Origin of the sequence: Pseudomonas sp. NFACC14, from assembly GCF_900106885.1 — a bacterium.
Classification (GTDB): domain Bacteria; phylum Pseudomonadota; class Gammaproteobacteria; order Pseudomonadales; family Pseudomonadaceae; genus Aquipseudomonas; species Aquipseudomonas fluorescens_AA.
Genome location: NZ_FNOA01000021.1, coordinates 14413 through 37230, shown reverse-complemented (window position 1 = coordinate 37230; position 22818 = coordinate 14413). Strand labels below are relative to the sequence as shown.

The window sequence follows — 22818 nt, the reverse complement described above, 5'->3', positions numbered from 1 at the left end:
GTGGTAACCACGGGCCAGGGAATCACCGGCGATGTGCAACTCGCCGACGGCACCCACGGCGCAAGGCTGTAGCGCCGCGTCCAGCACGTAGGTGCGCACGTTATCGATGGGACGGCCAATGGCGATGATCCGTTCGGCGTCGTCTTCGCTGCCGCGCACCACCGCATGGCTGCTGGTGTCGATGGTCGCTTCGGTCGGGCCATACAGGTTGCGCAGTTCGCCATCGAACAGCGCCATGACCTGGCGCGACAGGTGCACGCTGAGGGCTTCGCCACCGCACAGCAGCAGGCGCAGGGAGGCCAGTTGCGCGCGGGTCGCCAGTGGCAGCAAGGCCTGCAACAGCGAGGGCGCCATTTGCAGCACGCTGATACGCCACCGCGCCACGTCGGCCCAGAGGGTGGTCAGGTCGAGGTTCAGGTGCGGGCTGGCGAGCACCAGTTGCGCGCCGCTCATCAACGGCAGCCAGAACTCCCAGACCGAGGCATCGAAACTGATCGCGGTTTTTTGCAAGACGCGGTCGGCGGCCGTCAGTTTCAGGCAACCCTGCATCCACGCCATGTGGTTGCTCAGGGCGGCATGGCGAAGGGTCACGCCCTTGGGCTTGCCGGTGGAGCCAGAGGTGTAGATCACATAAGCGAGGTGATCGCCGTCGATGGCCACGCCAGGGTCACGCTCGCTGTAGCCGGCCAGCCATTGTCCAGGCTGATCCAACAGCAGCGCGTTCACGGCAGCGTCGCCGAACAGCGGCAGCACATCGGTCTCGGTGAGCAGCAAGGCGATGCCGCTGTCCTCCACCATGTACGCCAGGCGATCCCGGGGATAGGCCGGGTCCAGTGGCACGTAGGCGCCGCCGGCCTTGAGCACCGCCAGCAAGCCGACCACCATCTGCACGCTGCGCGACAGCGCCAGCCCCACCAGCACGTCGGGGCCGATGCCGCGCTCGATCAAGCCATGGGCCAGGCGATTGGCCCGGGCATTGAGCTGGGCGTAGGTGAGCGTCTCCTGCTCGCTGACCAGGGCGACCGCGTCGGGGGTGCTTCGGGCCTGGGCCTCGATCCATTGATGGACCAGGCGCCGAGGCGGTTCCACCACCGAGGTGGCGTTCCAGTCGTGCAGCAGCCTGGCGCGGGCCACCGTATCCAGCAATTGGATGTCGCCCACGCAACCGCCGACCGGCAGGCTCACCATCTGCGCGAGCACGTGTGCCACCTGCTCAGCCAGGCGCTCGACGGTGTGTGTAGGGAAAGCAGCATGGGCATAGGTGAAGTGCAGGCTCAGGATGTCAGTTAGATTGACGGCCAGGGTCAACGGGAAATTAGTCTGTTCCTGGCTGGCCACGCTGCCGAAGCTCAAGCCCGAGGGCGCCTGCTCTTGCAGGGCCTGGGACACGGGGTAGTTTTCGAACACCAGCAAGGTGTCGAACAAACCGTCACCGCCCTGCCCGGCCCAGCGCTGGATCTCGAACAGCGGCGTGTGCTCGTGCTCGCGCAAGGCCACGTTCTGGCCCTGGAGCTGTTGCAGCAGTGCGCTCAGCGCCTGCTCCGGGCGCGGGCTGGCGATCACCGGCAAGGTGTTGATGAACAGGCCGATCTGCTGCTCGACCCCCTTGAGCTCGCTAGGACGTCCCGACACGGTGGCGCCAAAGGCCACGGTGGCGTGCCCGGTGTAGTGCTGCAGCAGCAACAGCCAGGCCGCTTGGACGACGGTGTTGAGGGTGACTTTCTGCTGGCGGGCGAACTCGCTCAGGCGTTGGGTCTGCTGGGGCGTCAGGTCGTGATAGTGGTTGGCGTGGCTGCTTTCCAATGCCGATTGCAACGGCGCGATACGGGTCTCGGCCAGACGGGTCGGCGCCACCAGGCTGTGCAATTGCCCCAGCCAGAAGGTTTCGCTGGCCTGGGCGTCGCGGCCTTGCAGCCAGGCGATGTAGTCCCGATACCGCCCGGCCGGGCGTGGCAAGGCCTGGCCGTCGTAGCGTTGCAGCACTTCGCCGAGCAACTGCGAGTTGCTCCAGCCGTCCATCAGGATGTGGTGATGGGTGTAGATCAGGTGATATCGCTGCTCAGCGGTACGCACCAGCACCAGGCGCAGCAACGGTGCGCAGGCCAGGTCGAAACCCTGCTCGCGCTCGGCATCCGCCAGTTCGGCCAGGGCCTGGCCGACATCGGCGCGGGTGCTCCAGTCCAGCGAGGTGAACGGCACGCGCACCTGCTTGTGCACCACTTGCACCGGGCGCTCGCTGCCCTGCCAGACAAAACTGCTACGCAGGCTGTCATGGGCATCGACCGCCGCTTGCCAGGCCGCCTCGAAACGCCGTGGGTCGAGGCCTTCGATGTCCAGGCACATCTGGTTGATGTACTGGCCGCTGCCCGCTTCGTACAGGCTGTGGAACAACATGCCCTGCTGCATCGGCGCCAGCGGGTAAAGGTCTTCCACCCCGCGCGCCGACAGCGCCAGGCCATCGAGTTGTGCCTGGGTCAGGCCGGCCAGGGGAAAATCCGCCGGCGTCATGCCCTGGCTCGTCGGGTCGCAGCAATGGGCGATCAACAGCGCCAGCTCACGGGCGTAGTCATCGGCCAAGCCCTGGATGGTCGCCGGGTCGAACTGTTGCGCACTGAACGTCCAGCCCAACCGCAGCGCGCCATCGAACACCTGGCCGTTGAGCGTGAGCCAATTGCCCAGGGTGGTCAGCGGGCTTTGCTCGTCGCCGGCGCTTTCGCTGGCCGGGCTGAACAAGGCACCTTGGGCCTGATCGAAACTGCCGTCGAACTGACCGAGGTAATTGAAGGTGATGCGCGGCACCGGCAACGCCTCCAGGGCCGCCCGACTCGCGTCGTCGCCCAGGTAACGCAGGGCACCGAAGCCCACGCCTTTGTCGGGAATCGTCCGCAGCCCTTGCTTAATCGACTTGATCGAGTCCGCCAGTTCCACCGCTGGCGACAACCGGACCGGGAACAGGCTGGTGAACCACCCCACCGTGCGCGTCAGGTCGACATTGGCAAACAGCTCTTCGCGGCCATGGCCTTCGAGCTGGAGCAACAGGCTGTCGTGGCCGGTCCAGCGGCAGATCACCCGGGCCAGGGCCGTGAGCAACAGGTCGTTGACCTGGGTGCGATAGGCCGCTGGCGCCTCTTGCAGCAACTGCCGGGTCAAGGGCGCATCCAGTCGCGTGTGAACGGTGACGGCCTCGCGATTTTGCCCGATCGCCTCGGGGTCGAGGCACGGCAGGTCGGTCGGCGCGTCGCGCAGTTGCCCTTGCCAATAGGCCAATTGCTGCTGCAATTGCGCGCTGCGCGCATGGGCCAGCAACTGCTCGGCAAACACCTTGACCGAACTGGTCTTGGCCGGCAGTTGCAGCGCTTGGCCGGCGAGCAACTGCTGGTAGGCGGTTTGCAGGTCGTCGAACAGAATCCGCCACGACACGCCGTCCACCGCCAGGTGATGGACCACCAGCAACAGGCGCTGGCTGCCATCGGCCAAGGTCGCCAGGACGCCGCGCAACAGCGGTCCGGCGTGCAGGTCGAGGCTGCGCTGGGCCTGATTGGCGACGGTTTCCAGCGCGCTGGCATCGGCCACCTCACGCTGCCACAGCAGCCCCTTGCCCGCCCAAGCCTGGTGTTGCGCCGCCACCTCACGGTGCTCGGCGCGCCAACCTTCGGCGGTTTCATTGAAGGACAAACGCAAGGCGTCGTGGTGCAGCACCAATGCCTGCAAGGCCTGCTCCACCACGGACGCTTGCAACGGGCTGGCCGGTTTCAGCAACACCGACTGGTTGTAGTGGTGACGCTCGGGAATCGCCTCGGCGAAAAACGCCTGCTGGATCGGCAACAGCGGCGTCGACCCTCGGCTCGGCGCCTGATCGATGCCCGGTGCCTGCCCACCGGTCTGGGCGACGCTCGCCAGCGTCTGTACGGTCTGGTGCTGGAACAAGTCCTTGGGAGTAAAACGGATGCCCGCCTGACGGGCGCGGCTGACCACCTGGATGGAGACAATCGAGTCGCCGCCCAACTCGAAGAAGTTGTCGCTCAGACCGACCCGTTCGACCTTGAGCACGTCCTGCCAGATCGCTGCGATCTGTTGCTCCAGTTCACTTCGCGGTGCCACGTAGTCCTGCTGGACCTGGCTGGCGTCGGCGGTCGGCAAGGCCTTGCGGTCGAGCTTGCCGTTGGCGGTCAACGGCCATTGCTCGAGGAACAGCAGGTGCGTCGGCACCATGTAGTCCGGCAGCTCGGCCTTGAGCTGGGCCTTGATCTGCTCGCGCAGGCCGGCAGAGTCTTCGGTGGCGTGGGCCGGGATGACGTAAGCCACCAGTTGCTGGCCGCTCGGCCCTTCCTGGGCCAACACCAGCGCTTCACGCACCGACGCCAGGGCGTTCAGGCGTGCTTCGATCTCGCCCAGTTCGATGCGGAACCCACGGATTTTCACTTGATGGTCGATGCGGCCGACGTACTCGATCACGCCATCGCTGCGGTACTGCGCCAGGTCGCCGGTGCGATACAAGCGTGCGCCGCTGTCGCCGAACGGGTCGGGGATGAAGCGCAACGCGGTGAGGTCGCCACGCTTCAGGTAACCCCGGGCCAGGCCGGCTCGACCGACGTACAGTTCACCGATGCAGCCTTTCGGCACGGGGTTGAGGTCGCCGTCCAGCAGGTACCACGACAGGTCGGCAATCGGTTCGCCAATCGGGCTGCTGGCGTCCTGTTCCAGGTCCGCCAGCGACAGCGGACGGTAGGTCACGTGCACGGTGGTTTCGGTGATGCCGTACATGTTGATCAGTTGCGGGGCCGCGTCGCCGTACTTGTCGAACCATGGGCGCAGGGCTTTGATGTCCAGCGCCTCGCCGCCGAACACCACGTAGCGCAGGGCATTGCCCCGGTCATCGGCGCAGGCTTCGTGCATCAACTGCTTGAAGGCCGACGGCGTCTGGTTCAGCACCGTCACCCCGGCCTCACAGAGCAGTTCGTGGAACTGCTGCGGGGAACGGCTGACGTCGTACGGCACGATCAACAGCTCGCCACCGTGGAGCAAGGCACCGAAGATTTCCCACACCGAGAAGTCGAACGCGTAGGAATGGAACAGGCTCCAGACGTCCTGCGGACCAAACTGGAACCACGGCTCGGTGGCCTCGAACAGGCGCAGCACGTTGTGGTGCGGCAGCAAGGTGCCTTTCGGATTACCGGTGGAACCGGAGGTGTAGATCACGTAGGCGAGGTTCGCCGCGTCCATCGCCACGTGTGGATCGCTGTCGGCGAAGGCGCTGACGTCGGCGTCCAACAGCAGCGTCTGCACGCCGTCCGGCACTGGCAATTGATCGACCAGGGCCGCTTGGGTCAGCAGCAAACGGATGCCGCTGTCCTGCATCATGTAGGCCAAGCGATCCTGGGGATAAGTCGGGTCCAGCGGCACATAGGCACCGCCGGCTTTGAGGATTGCCAGCAGGCCCACCAGCATGTCGAAACCGCGCTCGGCGGCCAGCCCCACCAGCATATCCGGGCCGACGCCGTGGGCGATCAACTGATGGGCGCGGCGGTTGGCCTGGGCGTTGAGGACGCCGTAGGTCAGGGTTTGGGCGTTGCAACGCAAGGCGATGGCATCGGGGCGCAAGCGCGCCTGTTCGGCGATGCGCTGATACAGGCAGGCTTCGCCCGGGAAGCTGCGCGGCGCCGGGTTCCATTGGCCGATGTGTTGCCGTTGCTCGGCGGCCGTGAGCATTGGCAGTTCACCGATGCGTTGCCGGGGGTCGGCAACGATGGCGTGCAGCAGGTTCAGCCAGTGCTCAGCCAGGCGTTGCACGGTGCTGGCGTCGAACAAGTCAGTGGCATAGGTCAACGCCGCACCGAGTTCACCCTCGGCTTCCAGGGTGTCGAGGGTCAGGTCGAACTGGGCGGTCTGGCTTTCCCAGTCCTGGGCCTTGATGACCAGCCCGGGCAACGCCGGCAGTGCCTGGCGAGCAACACTCTGGTGGTTGTACAGCACCTGGAACAACGGGCTGTGGCTCAGGTTGCGCTCAGGCCGCAGTGCCTCGACCAGTTGCTCGAACGGCAGGTCCTGATGGGCCTCGGCACCGATGGCCGCCTGTTTGACCTGCGCCAGCAACGCACTGAAACGCTGCTGCGGATCGACCTCGGCCTTGAGCACCTGGGTGTTGACGAAAAAGCCGATCAGCCCTTCGGTCTCCACCCGGTTGCGGTTGGCGATGGGCACGCCGACACGAATGTCCGACTGGCCGCTGTAGCGATGCAGCAAGGCCTGGAACGACGCCAGCAAGACCATGAACAACGTGCTGCCTTCGCGCTGGGCCAGTTGTCGCAGCTGTTGACCCAAGGCCTGGGGCAGGTCGATAGCCAGGCGTGCGCCGGCAAAGCTCTGCCGGGGCGGGCGCGGCCGGTCGGTGGGCAGCGCCAGCAACGGCTGCTCGCCCCCCAGCACATCGGTCCAGTACGCCAGTTGCCGTTCCCACTCGCCGGCGTCCATCCACTGACGCTGCCACACCGCGTAATCGGCATACTGGATCGGCAGCTCGGCCAATGCCGGGGCCTCACCCTGGCTGTACGCGGCATAACCCTGGATCAGTTCCTGCACCAGCAATTGCATCGACCAGCCATCGGAAACGATGTGGTGTTGGGTCAGCACCAGCACATGCTCGTCGGCCGCCACCCGCAGCAGGCCGACCCGCAGCAGCGGGCCGTTTTGCAGGTCGAATGGCTGGGCGATCTGCTGGCGGACGAAGGCCTGGATCTGTTCATTGCCGCCGTCGAGAACCTGCGCAATCACCACCGGGCTCATCTGCTCGTGAATGACTTGGAACGCTTGCTCATCGACCTGGACGAAGGTAGTGCGCAGGCTCTCGTGGCGCTGCACCAGGGCGGCGAAACTCCGTTGCAAGGCCTGCAGGTCCAGGGCGCCCTGAATTCGCAGCGCCGCCGGAATGTGGTACGCCACACTGTGGGGCTCCATCTGCCAGAGGAACCACTGGCGTTGCTGGGCGTAAGACAGTGGCAATTGCGCCGGGTCCCGGGAAAGACGCGGGATGCTCGCCGGCCGCGCCACGTCGCTGTCCACCAGCGCGGCCACACAGGCCTCAAGGCTGGCGTTCTCGAACAACTGGCGCAGTTGCAGGTTCAGGCCGAGGGCCTGGCGAATGCGCGAGACCATCTGTGTCGCCAGCAGCGAATGGCCGCCCAGTTCGAAGAAGTTATCGCGCAAGCCGACCCGCTCCACCTTGAGCACGTCCTGCCAGATCGCCGCGATCTGTTGTTCCAGTTCACTTTGCGGTGCCACGTAATCCTGCTGGACCTGGCTGGCGTCGGCGGTGGGCAAGGCCTTGCGGTCGAGCTTGCCGTTGGCGGTCAGCGGCCATTGCTCGAGGAACAGCAGGTGCGTCGGCACCATGTAGTCCGGCAGATCGGCCTTGAGCTGGGCCTTGATCCGGTCACGCAAACCGGCTTGCTCCTCGCGGGGATCTGCCGGGATCACATAGCCCACCAGTTGCTGGCCGCTCGGCCCTTCCTGGGCCAGTACCAGCGCTTCGCGCACCGCCGCCAGGGCGTTCAGGCGCGCTTCGATCTCGCCCAGTTCGATGCGGAACCCGCGGATTTTCACTTGATGGTCGATACGACCGACGTACTCGATCACGCCATCGCTGCGGTACTGCGCCAAGTCGCCGGTGCGATACAAGCGCGCACCGCTGTCGCCGAACGGATCGGGGATGAAGCGCAACGCGGTGAGGTCGCCACGCTTCAGGTAACCCCGGGCCAGGCCGGCGCGACCGACGTACAGTTCACCGATGCAGCCCTTCGGCACGGGGTTGAGGTCGCCGTCCAGCAGGTACCACGACAGGTCGGCAATCGGCTCGCCAATCGGGCTGCTGGCGTCCTGTTCCAGGTCCGCCAGCGACAGCGGACGGTAGGTCACGTGCACGGTGGTTTCGGTGATGCCGTACATGTTGATCAGTTGCGGGGCCGCGTCGCCGTACTTGTCGAACCACGGGCGCAGGGATTTGATGTCCAGCGCCTCGCCGCCGAACACCACGTAGCGCAAAGCGTTGGCCCGGTTATCGGCGCAGGCTTCGTGCATCAACTGCTTGAAGGCCGACGGCGTCTGGTTCAGCACCGTCACCCCGGCCTCACAGAGCAGTTCGTGGAACTGCTGCGGTGAACGGCTGACGTCGTAGGGCACGATCAACAGTTCGCCACCGTGGAGCAAGGCGCCGAAGATTTCCCACACCGAGAAGTCGAACGCGTAGGAATGGAACAGGCTCCAGACGTCCTGCGGACCAAACTGGAACCACGGCTCGGTGGCCTCGAACAGGCGCAGCACGTTGTGGTGCGGCAGCAAGGTGCCTTTCGGATTACCGGTGGAACCGGAGGTGTAGATCACGTAGGCGAGGTTCGCCGCATCCATCACCACGTGAGGATCGCTGTCGGCGAAGGCGCTGACGTCGGCGTCCAACAGCAGCGTCTGCACGCCGTCCGGCACTGGCAATTGATCGACCAGGGCCGCTTGGGTCAGCAGCAAGCGAATGCCGCTGTCCTGCATCATGTAGGCCAAACGATCCTGGGGATAAGTCGGGTCCAGCGGCATATAGGCACCGCCGGCCTTGAGGATTGCCAGCAGGCCCACCAGCATGTCGAAACCACGCTCGGCGGCCAATCCCACCAGCACATCCGGGCCGACGCCGTGGGCGATCAACTGATGGGCGCGGCGGTTGGCCTGAGCGTTGAGCTCGCCGTAGGTCAGGGTTTGGGCATTGCAACGCAAGGCGATGGCATCGGGGCGCCAGCGCGCTTGTTCGGCGATGCGCTGATGCAGGCACGCCTCGCCCGGGAAGCTGTTCGGCGCCGGGTTCCATTGGCCGATGTGTTGCCGTTGCTCGGCGGCCGTCAGCAGCGGCAGTTCACCGATGCGTTGCCGGGGGTCGGCGACGATGCCGTGCAGCAGGTTCAGCCAGTGTTCGGCCATGTGTTGCACGGTGCTGGCGTCGAACAGGTCGGTGGCGTAGCTCAGGGATGCGACCAGCTCACCGTCGGTCTCGTGGGTGTCGAGGGTCAAGTCGAACTGGGCGGTGTGGGAACGCCAATCCAGGCTCTCGACCTGCAACCCCGGCAGTTGCAGGGCTTGAGCCGCGCCGCTGCTCTGGTGGTTGAACATCACCTGGAACAGCGGGCTGTGGCTCGCCTGTCGCTGCGGCGCCAGTGCCTGCACCAACTGCTCGAACGGCAGGTCTTGATGGGCTTGCGCCCCCAGCGAAGCCTGCTTGACCTGGGCCAGCAATTGCTCGAAAGGCAGGTCACCCCGCACCTGGGCATTGAGCACCTGAGTGTTGACGAAAAAGCCGATCAGGCCCTCGGTTTCCGGGCGGTTGCGGTTGGCGACCGGTACACCGACGCGGATGTCCGACTGGCCGCTGTAGCGGTGCAACAAGGCCTGGAACGACGCCAGCAAGACCATGAACAGCGTCGAGCTTTCGCGCTGAGCCAAGTGCTTCAGGCCCTGGGTCAGCCCGGCGTCGAAGCGCAGGTCCAGGCGTGCGCCGCGATGGCTCTGCACCGCCGGGCGCGGGCGGTCCGTCGGCAACGGCAGGACTTCGCCGCCATCGCCCAGCCGTTCGGTCCAGTAGGCCAGTTGCCGCTCCAGCTCGCCGGCCTCCATCCATTTGCGCTGCCAGATCGCATAGTCGGCGTACTGGATCGGCAAGGCTGCCAGGGTCGGCGCCTGACCGCTGCGGTGGGCGGCATAGAGCTGGACCAGGTCGTTGACCATGATCCGAGCGGACGCGCCATCGCAAATAATGTGGTGCTGGGTCAGCACCAGCACATGGTCGTCCGCTGCCAGTTGCAGCAACTTGACCCGCAGCAGTGGCCCTTGTTGCAGGTCGAACAGCCCGGCGATTTCATCATCGATCAGGGCTTTGAGCGCGGACTCGTCCAGCAACACCTCCGGCTCGATCGCCAGGCTCAAACGCGCCTGCACCACTTGTCGGGGCCCTTGCGCGCTGTCGACGAACACCGTGCGCAGCACGTCATGACGGGCCAGCAAGGCATCGAAGCTGCGTTGCAGCGCGGGCAGGTCGAGGGCGCCTCGCAGGCGCAGCGCCGTGGGCACATGGTAGGCGGCGCTGTGGCGGTCCAGTTGCCAGAGGAACCACTGGCGCTCCTGAGCGTAGGACAGGTCGAGGGTCTCGAACTCGTCGCGCATCGCCGGGATCGGCAACGTCGCCAGGCTCATGTTTTTGCTGTGCAGCTTGTGCAGGAACGCTTGCCGTTGGGCGAGCGGTAAACGGATGAATCGCTGAACCAGAGACAGGTTATCGAGCTGAGTCATTCAAAGGGTCTCCAGGTCTGCCAGGAAGTCATGCATCTCACTCAGGTCTGCGCTGGAGTGAGGGGTCAGGTGGGCCGCCAGTTGTGCGGCGTAGTCGGCCAGGGACGTGGTGCTGAACAGCAAGTCCAGGGGCACCGCGGCGCCCTGTTCCATTTGCAGGCGCGCCGTCGCTTGCGTCGCCAGCAGGGAATGCCCACCCAGCTCAAAGAAGTTATCGTCGCGCCCTACCCGTTCGAGCTTGAGCACGTCTTGCCAGATGTCGGCGATGCTCTGTTCGAGCGCGCCTTGTGGCGCCACGTAGGCACGCAGCAGTTGCTGGGCGTCCGGCAGCGGCAGGGCCTTGCGGTCGAGCTTGCCGTTGGGGGTCAACGGCAAGCGTTCGAGCAGCAGCCAGTGCGCCGGCATCATGTAGTCGGGCAGCAAGGGCGCGAGCTGCGCCTTGAGGGCTTCGCGCAGGGCCGTGGGTTCGGCAGTCTCTGGATCGGTGGCCACCAGGTACGCCACCAACTGCAGGCCGCCCGGCCCGGGTTGTGGCACCACCACGGCTTCGCGGATCGCTTCCTGGGCCAGCAGGCAGGCTTCGATTTCCCCCAGTTCGATGCGGAAGCCGCGGATCTTCACCTGATGGTCGACCCGGCCGATGTACTCGATCACGCCGTCGCCACGCTGGCGCGCCAGGTCACCGGTGCGGTACACCCGCGTGCCATTGCCGAACGGGTCCGGCAGGAATCGCTCGGCGGTCAGCGCCGCCCGGTCGTGATAACCCCGGGCCAGGCCGTCGCCGCCAATCAACAGTTCGCCGATCAGCCCGACCGGGTTCGGCGCGAAATGATCGCCGACGATGTACAGCGACGTGTTGGCGATCGGCCGGCCGAGGTACGGCACGCGTTGCTCTTGAGTCAAGCGGTAGGCCGCCGACCAGATGGTGGTTTCGGTCGGGCCATACAGGTTCCAGACCTCGCCGGCGACATCGAGCAACCGCTCGGCCAGGTCTTCGGCCAACGCCTCGCCACCGCACAGGCATTTGCGCCCGGCCAACAGACCGGACGCCGGGTGGTCGAGCAACATGCGCCAGGTCGAGGGCGTGGCCTGGACCACGCTGACCTGTTGCCGGTCGATGGTCTTGAGCAGCGCCTCGGGGTCGTGGGCGCTCTGCTTGTCCACCAGCACCACGCAGGCACCGCTCAACAGTGCGCCGTAGAGTTCCAGGCCGAAGATGTCGAACGAGAACGTGGTCAGCGACAGCACCCGGTCACGGGCGGCGATGCCCGGTTCACGGGCCATGCTGGCGACAAAATTCACCAGTGCCCCATGACGCACCATCACGCCCTTGGGCTTGCCCGTGGAACCCGAGGTGTAGATGGCGTAGGCCAGGTGCTCCGCATCCAAGCCCGCCGCCGGCGCCTCGCCGGCATAACCGTCGAGCCAGTCACCCTCCTGGTCCAACACCAAAGTATTCACACCACCACCGGTCCCTGTGGGAGCGAGCCTGCTCGCGATGGCGTCAGCACATTCAACATCGCCATTGACTGAACCACCGCTATCGCGAGCAGGCTCGCTCCCACAGAACTGGTCGAGCAATGAACGTTGGGTCAGCAGCAGCTCGATGCCGCTGTCTTCGATCATGTAGGCCAGGCGATCCTGGGGGAACGCCGGATCCAGCGGCAGGTAGGCGCCACCGGCCTTGAGGATCGCCAGCAAAGCGACAATCATGTCCAGGCCACGCTCCAGCGCCACACCGACCAACTGATCGGGCCCCACGCCCTGTTCGATCAAACAATGGGCCAGGCGGTTGGCCCGGACATTGAGTTCGCCATAGCTCAGCACCTGATCGGCGAACACCAGCGCCGTGGCATCCGGCGTCTGCCGGGCCTGGGCCTCGAACAGCCGATGGACGCAGTGCGCCTGGGGATATTCCGCCGTGGTGGCGTTCCAGCCTTGCACGTGCTGGCGGGTTTCGCCCTCGTCGAGCACGCTCAGTTCGCCCAGGGGCCGTTGCCCGGCGTCGATCATTTGCAGCAGCAAGCGTTGCAGGTGCACGCCGATCTGCTCGACCGAGGCTTCGGTGAAACGCGCGCACTGGTAGCTGAACTGCACCGCCAGCTCGGCACCGAGGCTGACCAGCAGGGTCAGCGGATAGTTGGTCTGTTCCAAGTTGTCCACGGCACCGAAACGCAAGCCCTCAGGCGCACCGTGTGCCAAGGCTTCGGAAATCGGGTAGTTCTCGAAGACCAGGATGTTGTCGAACAAGGCTTCGCCGCCCAGGCCGGCCCAGCGCTGGATGTCGAACAGCGCCGTGTGCTCGAACTCGCGCAAGGCCAGGTTCTGCGCCTGGACGCTGTGCAGCCAGTCGCCCAGGTCCTGCTCCGGACGCGGGCTGGCAATGACCGGCAAGGTGTTGATGAACAGGCCGATCTGGCCCTCGACGCCCACCAGGTCCGCCGGCCGCCCCGCCACCGTCGCGCCGAACGCCACACTGGCCTTGCCGGTGTAGCGTTGCAACAGCAACAGCCATGCCGCTTGCACCAGGGTGTTGACGGTGACTTTGGCCTCGCGGGCGAACTCGGCCAGGCGTTGGGTCTGCATCCCATCCAACTGCATGCGGTGATGGCCGTACAGCGTCGCCGGGACGTCCTGTGCCGGGCGCGCAAACGCCTGGGCCAGGCGCACCGGCTCATCCAGCGTGCGCAGCTGTTGCGTCCAGAAGCCCTCGCCGAGGCGCGCGTCCTGGCGTTGCAGCCAGGCGATGTAATCGCGATAACGGCCAGCCGGGCGTGCCACGCTGTCGCCGCGGTAGTGCTGCAACACTTCGCCGAGCAACTGCGCACTGCTCCAGCCATCCATCAGGATGTGATGGTTGGTGTAGATCAGGTGATGTCGATCCGTGCCGGTGCGCACCAGTACCAGGCGCATCAACGGTGCCTGGGTCAGGTCCACACCTTGGGCCCGTTCTTCATCGGCGAGGGTTTGCAAGGCGTCGTCGATATCCGTCCGCCCGTTCCAGTCCAGCACACGGAACGGCACCTCGACCTGACGCAGGACGATTTGCACCGGCTGCTCCAGGTCGCCCTGCCAGAAGAACCCGGTGCGCAGAATGTCATGGGCATCGACCACCGCCTGCCAAGCGGCGCGGAAGCGCTGCGGATCGACACCCTCCACGTCAAGGCGCATCTGGTTGATGTAATCGCCACTGCCGTGGCCGAGCAAGGAATGAAACAGCATGCCCTGTTGCATCGGCGACAGCGGGTAGATGTCGTCGACAGCCTGAGGTGCTCGGACCAATGTGTCCAATTGCGCCTGGGACAGCCGCGCCAGCGGGAAGTCCGACGGCGTCACGCCATGGTGCTGGCTGTCGCAGCAATGGCGGATGAGCGCGGTGAGTTCTTGCAGGTAGTCATCGGCCAGGCGCTGGATCGTCGCGACGTTGAACAGGTCGCCACTGAAGGTCCAGCTCAAGTCCAGCTCGCCGCCGAAGACTTTGCCGTCCAGCGCCAGCGGGCTGCCCAGCGGGCCCTGCATGTTCAACTCTTCGCCGCCATGCTCGGCGGTGGGCACGAACAGGGCATCGTCAGCCGCCGCGAAACTGCCGTCGAACTGGCCGAGGTAGTTGAAGGTCAGTTGCGGCGTTGGCAAGGCCTGCAACGCATGCCGTGCCGGCGCATCGCCCAGGTGTGCCAAGGCACCGAAACCGATGCCCTTGTGGGGGATGGCGCGCAGCTGTTCCTTGATCTGCTTCAGCGAAGCACCGAGTTCGGCAGCGGGTGTGAGGCGGGCCGGGAACAGGCTGGTGAACCAGCCGACCGTGCGGGTCAGGTCGATGTGTTCGAACAGTTCTTCACGGCCATGGCCTTCGAGTTGCACCAGCACACTGTCGCCGCCGGTCCAGCGCACCATCACCCGCGCCAGGGCGGTGAGCAACAGGTCATTGACCTGGGTGCGATAGGCCGCCGGGGCTTGCTGCAACAGTTGCCGGGTGAGGGACTTGTCCAATGACGTGCGGACAGTCATGGCCTGAGCCTGTTGCCGCCCGCCCTGGGGGTTATCCCATGGCAACGCCGTGGAGGCGCCTTGCAACTGTTGCTGCCAGAAACCCAGTTCGGCCTGCAAGGATGCGCTGCGAGCATAGCCCTGCAACGCTTCGGTCCAGGCTTTGATCGCGCTGGTCTTGGCCGGCAACTGCACGGTGGCGCCGGTCAGTGCCTGCCGATAGGCCGTCTGCAAATCTTCGACGAGGATCCGCCAGGACACCCCGTCGACCACCAGGTGATGCACGATCAGCAGCAAACGCTGGGTGCCATCGGCGAGGTTCGCCAGCACCGCGCGAATCAGCGAGCCGCCGTCCAGTTGCAGGCTGCGCTGGGCCTGATCGCCCAGGGCTTGCAGCGCGGCAAGATCGGCGACGTCGGCTTGCCAGACAACCCCGTCGGCCACCCCGTCACGGTAGCGCGCCGTCCAGCCTCCGGCCTGCTCGATGAAGGCCAGGCGCAGGCTGTCGTGGTGCGCGACCAGGGCATCCAAGGCCTGCTCCAGCACCTGCGCATCCAGCGCTTGGGTCGGCTTGAGCATCACCGACTGGTTCCAGTGATGACGGTCAGGAATCGCCTGGGCGAAGAACCACTGGTGAATCGGCAGCAGCGCCGTTTCGCCGGTGACCGGTCGTTGGTCGATCGCGTGCAGCGCTGCGCCCGTCTGGGCCACCGCCGCCAGCGCCTCGATGGTCTGGTGCTGGAACAAGTCCTTGGGAGTGAAGTGGATACCGGCCTGGCGAGCACGGCTGACCACCTGGATCGAGACGATGGAATCGCCGCCCAGTTCGAAGAAGTTGTCCCGCAGGCCCACTTGCGCAAGCTTGAGCACGTCCTGCCAGATCGACACCAGTTGCTGTTCCAACGGGCTGCGCGGTGCCACGTAGGTTCGCTGCAATTGGCTGACGTCGGGCTTGGGCAGGTTCTTGCGGTCGAGCTTGCCGTTGGGGGTCAGCGGCAGGCGTTCGAGCAGCAGTAGATAGGCCGGGACCATGTGCGCCGGCAAAGTCGCCTTGAGCTGGTCACGCAAGTGTTCGGCGAAAGCCTCACCCACGGATTCATCGGCCACCACATAGGCAACCAGACGCTTGCCACTGCCGGCAGCCCCTTCCTGGGCCACCACCACCGCTTCGCGAACGCCCTTGAGGGCTTGCAGGCTGGCTTCAACTTCACCCAGTTCGATGCGGAAGCCGCGGATCTTCACCTGGTTGTCGATGCGGTCCAGGTAATCGAAGGTGCCATCGACGCGTTGGCGCACCAGGTCGCCGGTGCGGTAGAGCAAGCCGCCGCTGCGGCTGAAGGGGTCGGCGACAAACCGTTCGGCCGTCAGGCCCGGACGGTTCAGGTAGCCCCGCGCCAGCCCGGTGCCGCCCAGGTACAGTTCACCGGCCATGCCCTGGGGCAACAGGTTCAAGTCGGCGTCGAGCACGTAGGCGCTGCGGTCGCCGATGCGGCTGCCGATGGGTGCATAGGCAGCGCCACACACCACGTCGCGGCCGGCCTTCCAGATCAACGGGGTGACCACGGTTTCGGTCGGGCCGTAGCCGTTGATGATGAAGTCCGGATCGAGGGCGCGCTTGACCCGTTCGAAACTGGCATTGGGCACCGCATCGCCGCCGAAGCAATAGATGCGCACTTTCGGCGGGTTGCCCTCGCGCTCGGCGTGCTCAGCCAGTTGTTGCAGGTACACCGGCGGGAACGCCACCACGGTCACGCCGTGCTCGCGCATCGCGTTGTAAGTCTGCTCCGGGGTCCACAGGCTGTCGTCACGGATCAGCAGCGAAGCGCCGTGGGTCAGGCTGGTGAGCCAGCGTTCGTGGGCACCGTCGAAGGCGAAGGACATGAAATGGAATTCGCAATCGCTGCTCTGCATTTCATAGCGCTCACCGATGGCCTGGCAGTGCATCGCCAGGGGACCGTGGGCCACGCTCACGCCTTTGGGGTTGCCGGTGGAGCCGGAGGTGTAGATCACGTAGGCCAGGTTCTGCGGATCGACCTGAACGGACGGCGCCTCCGGAGGTTGCAGGCTCAAGTCCAGGCGATCGAGTTCCAGCACCTGGGCGGCACCGTCCAGGGGCAACTGCGCCGACACCCGGGAATCGGTGAGCAACAACGCCAGCCCCGAATCCTCGACCAGGTACGCCAGGCGTTCCCGTGGGTAACGGGTGTCCAACGGCACGTAGGCCGCGCCGGCCTTGAGCACCGCCAGCAGCGCGACGATCACCCCTTCGCTGCGCGGCAGGGCCACGCCAACCCGGGTTTCCGGGGCCACGCCACGGGCAATCAAGGCGTGGGCCAACTGGTTGGCGCGCCGATCGAGGTCGCCATAGCTGAAACGCTGGCCGTCGAAGATCACCGCCGTGGCGTGGGGCTTGAGCGCCGCCAGATCGGCGATGCGCTGGTGCACGGCGATGTCGGTCGGGTACGGCTGCGGATGGTTGGCGGCCTGTTGCCGGGCCTGTTCCTCGACGCTGACCAGGGCGATTTGCCCGAGGTTGCGCGCCGCCGACTCGGCGAAGCGCTCCAACAACTGCAACAGCTGCGCGCTGATGCCGTCGATGGCCGCCGGGCTGAAATGCGCCCGGTCGAAACTGTAGTGCAGCGCCAGCGTCTCGCCGAGGGTCACTGCCACGCTCAACGGGTAATGGGTTTGCTCCAGGTGGCTGACTTCGCCAAACACCGCGCCCTGCCCGGCGCCTTCTGCCAGGGCCTGGGCAATCGGGTAGTTCTCGAACACCAGGATGTTGTCGAACAGCGCCTCGCCGCCCTGGCCGGCCCAGCGCTGGATATCCGCCAACGGCGTGTGCTCGAACTCCCGCAAGCTCAGGTTCTGTGCCTGCACGGCTTGCAGCCAGGCACCGACCGACTGGTCCGGACGTGGCGCGGCGATCACCGGCAAGGTGTTGATGAACAGGCCGACCTGCTGCTCGATGCCCGGCAGATCCGCCGGACGCCCGGCCACGGTGGCACCGAAGGCGACGCTGTCATGGCCGGTGTAGCGCTGCAGCAGCAACAGCCACGCCGCTTGCACCAGGGTGTTGAGGGTGACCTTCTGTTGGCGGGCGAACTGCTCCAAGGCCTGGGTGCGGGTCGCGTCCAGGGTCTGGAAATGATCGCCATGGCCGCTGTGGATTTCGCTGGCGGACATGACGCGCGCCAACCGCGTCGGCTCTTGCAGGGTGGCCAACTGACCGGTCCAGAACGTCTCGCTCAGTTGAGCGTCCTGGCGTTGCAGCCAGGCGATGTAGTCGCGGTAACGCCCGGCATTGGCCTTGGGCAAGCGACCGCTGTAGCGCTGCAATACCTCACCTAGCAATTGGGCATTGCTCCAGCCGTCCATCAGGATGTGGTGATGGGTGTAGATCAAGTGCCAGCGCTCGGCCTCGGTCTGCACCAGCACCAGGCGCAGCAACGGTGCCCGGGCCAGGTCGAAGCCCTGCCGGCGCTCGGCGGCGGCGCGTTCATCCAGGGCTTCGCTGAGATTGTCGCGTTCACGCCAATCCAACCGCGTGAACGGCAACTCGACCTGACGATGAACGATCTGCAACGGTTGTTCGAGCTCGCCCTGCCAGACAAAACCACTGCGCAGGATGTCCTGGGCGTCGAGGGTGGCCTGCCAGGCATCGGCGAAGCGCTGTGGATCGAGGCCCTGCACGTCCACACGCAACTGGTTGATGTATTCCCCTGCCGCCTGCTCGTACAAGGTGTGGAACAGCAAGCCCTGCTGCATGGGCGACAGCGGATAGAGGTCGTCCAACTGCCCGGCGGCCACCGGCAGGCTGTCGAGTTGCGCCTGGCTGATGCGGGCCAGGGGGAAGTCCGATGGCGTGGCCTGTGGCGTTTCCAACGTGCAGCAGTGTTCGATCAACGCCCTCAGTTCAGCGAGGTAGTCAGCGGCCAGTGTCTCGATGGTCTGCTGCTTGAACATCCGCTCGCTGAACCCCCAGTTCAGGGACAGCTCGCCGCCATAGACCTGGCCTTCCACCGTCAACCAATTCGCCAGCGGTGCCCGGGCATGTTGCGCCGCGCCACTGCCTTCGCCAGAGGGAACAAACAGCGCACCGTCGTCGAACTGCCGGTCGAACTGGCCCAGGTAGTTGAAGGTGATGCGCGGCGCCGGCAAGGCCGCCAGTTCGGCACGCACCGCCGGTTCGCCCAGGTAGCGCAGCACGCCATAACCCAGGCCCTTGTCCGGCACGGCGCGCAGTTGTTCCTTGATGGCCTTGACCGACGCACTCAATGCCGGCGCCGGGCTGAGGCTGACCGGGAACAGGCTGGTGAACCAGCCGACGGTACGGGTCAAGTCAACGCCATCGAACAGCGCTTCACGGCCATGGCCTTCGAGCTGGATCAGCGTGCTGTCCTGGCCGGTCCAGCGGCACACCGTACGGGCCAGGGCCGTCAGCAGCAGGTCATTGACCTGGGTGCGATAGGCCTTGGGCGCCTGTTGCAGCAGTTGGCGGGTCTGTTCGGCGTCCAGTCGCACTTGCACCTTGCGCTCGTCACACGCCAGCAGCAGGCGCTCGGGGTAATCACACGGCAAGCCGTTGCCGGCCGGCGCATGACCTTGGGCGCGCCAGTAATCGAGGCTGACCATGAAGCCATCGAGATGCCCGTGCAGGTGCGCGGCCCATTGTCCATAAGCGCTGGTCTTGGCCGGCACCTGGATCGCCTGGCCGGCCTGCAGTTGGCGGTAGAACTGCTGCAGATCGTCCAGCAGCACGCGCCAGGAAACACCGTCCACCACCAGGTGATGGATCGCCAGCAACAAGCGCTGGCTACCGTCGACCATATCCACCAGCAACGCCCGCAACAGTGGCCCGTCTTCCAGGTCGAGGCTGCGCTGGGCGTCGTCGCACAGGGCGTTGAGTTGTTCGACCGAGGTCGCCTGGCGCTGCCACAACACACTGGCCGCCGACGGCTCGGCATAGGCTTGCTGCCATTGGCCGTTCACCTGGGCAAAGCGCAGGCGCAGGCTGTCATGGTGCTCAGCCAAGCAGGCCAGGGCCGAGGCCAATGCCACGGCATCGAGGTGTTCGCCCGGTACCAGCAGCAGCGACTGGTTCCAGTGTTGCCGCTCGGGAATGTCGCGCTCGAAGAACCACTGCTGCACCGGCGTCAACGGCACCGCGCCGCGTGCCAGGCCCTGATCGATCGCCTGGCTGTCGCCCTGGCGCGCTACGAGCGCCAGGCTGCGCAGGGTCTGGTGCTGGAACAGGGCCTTGGGGTTGAGCACGATTCCGGCTTGCCGCGCACGGCTGACCACTTGCATGGCGACGATGGAATCACCGCCCAGCTCGAAGAAGTTGTCTTCCAGGCCGATGCTGCCGAGGTTCAACACGTCCTGCCAGATCGCCGCCAGGGCTTTTTCCATTGGGCTGTGGGGCGCAACGAATTCACGCTGCTGTTCGCTGCCGTCAATGGCCGGCAACGCCTTGCGATCGAGCTTGCCGTTGGGAGTCAGCGGCAGTTGCGGGAGGAATACCAGATAGGCCGGCACCATGTAGTCCGGCAGGTGTTCGCGCAGGGCGGTCTTGAGGGCTTCGCGCAATTGCACCTGGGCGTCGGCCTCGGTCAGCACCGCAGCCTCGCGCGGGACGATGAAGGCCGCCAGTTGCTGGCCGTGCTCGCCGTCCTGGGCCAGCACCGCCAATTCGCGCACCTGGGGTTGTTGCAGCAGGCGCGCTTCGATTTCCCCCAGTTCGATACGGAAGCCGCGGACCTTGACCTGATGGTCGATGCGACCGACGTATTGCAAGGCGCCGTCGGCCTGGTAGCGAGTCAGGTCGCCGGTGCGGTACAGGCGTTCGCCGGTTGTGGAAAACGGGTTGGGCACGTACTTCTCGGCGGTCATCGCGGCACGGCCGAGGTAACCGCGGGTGATGCCCGCACCGCTGAGGTACAGCTCCGCCGAGACGCCTTGGGGCACCGGTTGCAGGTCGGCGTCCAGCAGATAGCTGGCGGTGTGCTTGAGGGGCCGGCCGATGTTCGCCGTGCCGCCGGCGGTGCGTCGGGTCCAGGTGGAATAGGTAGTGTCTTCCGAGGGGCCGTAGAGGTCGTAGATATGCTCTACTCCCTGTGGGAGCTCTGCTCCCACAGGCTCAACCCCACAGGAGGGGTGTGGTTGGTACAGCGCATCCACCAGGCTTTGTTTCAGTGGCTCACCGGCGAGGTTGATGATGCGAACGCTGGCCGGGATCTCGCCGCTGCGCTGCAACGCGGCAATCGCCGAGGGCACGGTGTTGATCAGTCGTACCTGATCCCGAGCCGGCAATTGCGGCAACTCCAGGGCATTGCGGGCGATGATCAGCGAGCCGCCGTTGGCCAGGGTCACGAACAGTTCCCACACCGACAGATCGAAGCACACCGACGTGGAGGCGAGTACGCCCTGGATGTCGTCGCGGCTGTAGACCGATCGGGACCAATCGATCAGCGCCAGCACGTTGCGATGGGCAATCGCCACGCCCTTGGGGTTGCCGGTGGAGCCGGAGGTGTAGATCACGTAGGCGAGGTTGTCTGGCGTGACGCGGGTGACCGGTGCACTGAGTGGGTACTGCCCCAGCTCGAGCCGATCCAGCATCAGCACGGCGGTTTCGGCCGGCACGTCCAGCGTCGCCGCCACCGCCTGTTCAGTCAGCAAGACCCGGGCGCGGCTGTCGTCGAGCATGTAGGCCACGCGCTCGGCCGGGTAGTCCGGGTCCAGCGGCACGTAGGCGCCGCCGGCCTTGAGCACCGCCAGCAAGGCGATCAGCAACTGCTCGGAGCGCGGCATCGCCACGCCCACGCGCACTTCCGGGCCCACGCCCAATTCGATGAGTTTATGGGCCAGGCGATTGGCGCGGCCGTCGAGTTCGCTGTAGCTCAGTCGGATGTTGGCGAAGGTCACCGCCAGTGCATCCGGCGCAGCCTGGGCCTGGCGGGCGATCATCTGGTGGATGCACAGCGCCTGGTCGAACGGCGCATCCACCGGGTTCCAGTCATGGATCAGGCGCTGGTACTCATCGGCTTCCAGCAGCGGCAATTCACCGACGAGCGCGCGGCTGTCGGCGACCATGCCGTGCAGCAGCCGTGTCCAGTGCCGGGCCATGCGCTCGACCGTGGCGGCATCAAACAGATCGTTGGCGTAGGTCAGCGCCGCATGCAGTTTGCCGGCCTTTTCCAAGGTGTCGAGGGTCAGGTCGAACTGCGTGGTGCGGCCCTGCCATTCCAGCATCGACAACTCCAGCCCCGACGCCGTGCGGAGGCTGGCGATGTCGGCCACTTGTGGCTGGTGGTTGTACATCACCTGGAACAGCGGTGTATGGCTGAGGCTGCGCTCCAGTTTCAGGGCTTCCACCAACCGTTCGAACGGCAGGTCCTGATGGGCCTGGGCGCCGAGGGCGGCTTCCTTGACCGTGCGCAGCAACTCATCGACACGGGTCTGGCCGCCGAACTCGGTGCGCAATACCTGGGTGTTGACGAAGAAGCCGATCAGCCCTTCGGTTTCGGCGCGGTTGCGGTTGGCGATGGGCACGCCGACGCGGATATCGGTGTGGCCGGTGTAGCGATGCAGCAGCACGTTGAACGCGCCGAGCAGGAGCATGAACAGGGTGATGTTGTGCTGCTGGGCAGTGGCGCGCAGTTGCTCGGCCAGTGCCGGCTCCACGGCGAACTCAAAGCGCGTGCCGCGATAGCTGGGCATCGCCGGGCGCGGGTGATCGATGGGCAGTTCCAGCACGGGATGCTCATCGCCCAGTTGCGCCTGCCAGTACTCGAGTTGACGCGCCTGCTCGCCAGCTTCCAGCCAGCGGCGTTGCCACAGGGCGTAGTCGCTGTACTGGATCGGCAAATCGGCCAGTTGCGGCACCACGCCTGCTTCATGGGCGTCGTAGCAGCGGATGAACTCGTCGATCAGTACGTTCATCGACCAGCCGTCGGAGACGATGTGGTGCAAGGTCAGCAGCAGCACATGTTCCCGCTCATCGAGGGTGAGCAATTCGACCCGCAGCAACGGGCCGCTGGACAAATCGAAAGGCTGCATCGATTGCGCTTCGGCAGCCTGGCGCACCGCCTGCTCGCGCTCGGCGGCCGGCAAGGCGCTGAAGTCCTGGCGCCCGATCGCCAGCGCTGCGTTGGAGGGGACTTGCAGCAGGCTGTCGTCGGCCTGGCGCTGGAACACCGTGCGCAGGGTTTCATGACGGGCCACCAGGCTGGCGAAGGCTTGCTCCAGGGCCGGCAGGTTCAACGCACCCTTGAGCCGCACCGCGCCCGGCAGGTTGTAGGCACCGCTGCCCGGCTCCAGTTGCCAGAGAAACCACATGCGCTGCTGGGCATAGGACAACGCCTGGCGATCCTCGGCCTCGACACCCCGGGGAATGGGAAAACCGCTGAACTCCACGCCCTCCTTGTCCAACGCGGCCAGGAACATCCGGCGCTTTTCCAGGGGCAACCCGATAAACCGGCGAGCAAGTTTCAAGGCGTCTTCAGCATTCAT

2 protein-coding genes (1 of these 2 only partly in view) are annotated in these 22818 nt (G+C 65.7%); both read right to left on the bottom strand.

Annotated elements, in window-relative coordinates:
• On the bottom strand, positions 1-10320 hold the 5' portion of the coding sequence (locus tag BLU85_RS24135) for a non-ribosomal peptide synthetase (RefSeq protein WP_092290050.1). Its footprint begins 759 nt before the window's first position; only the first 10320 of its 11079 coding nucleotides appear in the window; it begins with the start codon at positions 10318-10320; its stop codon lies off the left edge, out of view.
• Positions 10321-22818: a non-ribosomal peptide synthetase gene (locus BLU85_RS24130; protein ID WP_092204200.1), complete on the bottom strand. Its 12498-nt coding sequence runs from the start codon at positions 22816-22818 to the stop codon at positions 10321-10323.